At 73.1% G+C, this 1,216-nt stretch carries 1 protein-coding gene; it reads right to left on the reverse strand.

The features are described 5' to 3' along the window. Positions 1-147: 147 nt before the first annotated feature. Positions 148-1,008, reverse strand: coding sequence for a ParA family protein (locus AB0N07_RS51395; RefSeq protein WP_036315755.1), 861 nt, complete (start codon positions 1,006-1,008; stop codon positions 148-150). Positions 1,009-1,216 lie beyond the last annotated feature (208 nt).

The following is a 1,216-nucleotide window of genomic DNA, read 5'->3' on the forward strand; positions in this document are numbered from 1 at the left end:
GGCCCGGAGACGGACACGCCCCGCTCCATTCTCGCAGATCGGCGGCGTCGCATCTCCCGGCCACCGCTCCCCCGGCCGCGAGCGCGCAGAGGACCGGCCCGGTCCCGCGACGGGGCCGGGCCGGCGTCGTCGGCGCTCAGCGGACGGTCACGGCGCGCCGCCGCGGCAGATCAGCTCGCGGGCGAGCTGCCGGTAGGCCTTGGCGCCGTCGTGGTTCTCGGCGAACAGGGTGATGGGCGTGGCCGCCACCGTGGCGTCGGCGAACTTGATGGACCGCTTGATGACGGTCTCGAACACGCGGTCCCCGAAGCCGGCCACCAGCGAGCCCACGACCTCCTTGGAGTGCAGGGTCCGCTGGTCGAACATCGTGGCCAGCACGCCGTCGATCTCCAGGTCCGGGTTGAGCCGGTCCTGCACCTTCTCGATCGTCTCGACGAGCAGGGCGACCGCGCGCAGCGCGAAGAACTCGGCGGTCAGCGGGATGATCACGCCGTGGGAGGCGGTCAGCGCGTTGACGGTCAGCAGGCCCAGCGAGGGCTGGCAGTCGATGAGGACCACGTCGTAGTCGTCGCGGACCTGGCGCAGCGCGCGCTCGAGGACCTGCTCGCGGGCCACCTCGTTGACGAGCTGCACCTCGGCCGCGGACAGGTCGATGTTGGCCGGCAGCAGGTCCATGTTCTCGAAGTCCGTGGACAGGATCGCGTCCTTCGCGGTCACCGACCGCTCCATGAGCACGTTGTACACCGTGGTGTCGAGCTCGTGCGGGTTCGCACCCAGGCCGGCCGAGAGGGCGCCCTGCGGGTCGAAGTCCACCATGAGCACCCTGCGGCCGTAGCCCGCGAGCGCGGCGCCCAGGTTGATGGTGGAGGTCGTCTTCCCGACGCCGCCCTTCTGGTTCACCATCGAGATGATCCGCGCCGGGCCGTGCGAGGTCAGGGGCGCGGGCTCGGGGAAGTCGTGCTTGGGCCGGCCGGTGGGCCCGAGCACGGGCTCGCCGTGGATGGTCATCACGGGGATCGGTTCTCTCGAGGTCACGGCGGCGCCGGCTCCTTCCACGGTGGTCTGCACGCCCGGCCGCGGGCCGCGGCGCGCCGCGGCCGCCGTCGTCGGCGTGTCCGGATCTTCCCCCACCCTAGTGCCTGGCGTTCCCAGGACGACGGGGAGCGCCGGGGGGGGGGGGGGGGCGGGGGAGTTCCCCGCCGGGGCGGGGGGGGGC

This window comes from Streptomyces sp. NPDC051172 (genome assembly GCF_040682555.1).
Taxonomy (GTDB): Bacteria; Actinomycetota; Actinomycetes; order Streptomycetales; family Streptomycetaceae; genus Streptomyces.

Bases quoted from the DNA above. Each gene is read 5' to 3' on its own strand.
- AB0N07_RS51395 (WP_036315755.1), bottom strand. From the start codon at position 1,008: ATGACCATCCACGGCGAGCCCGTGCTCGGGCCCACCGGCCGGCCCAAG.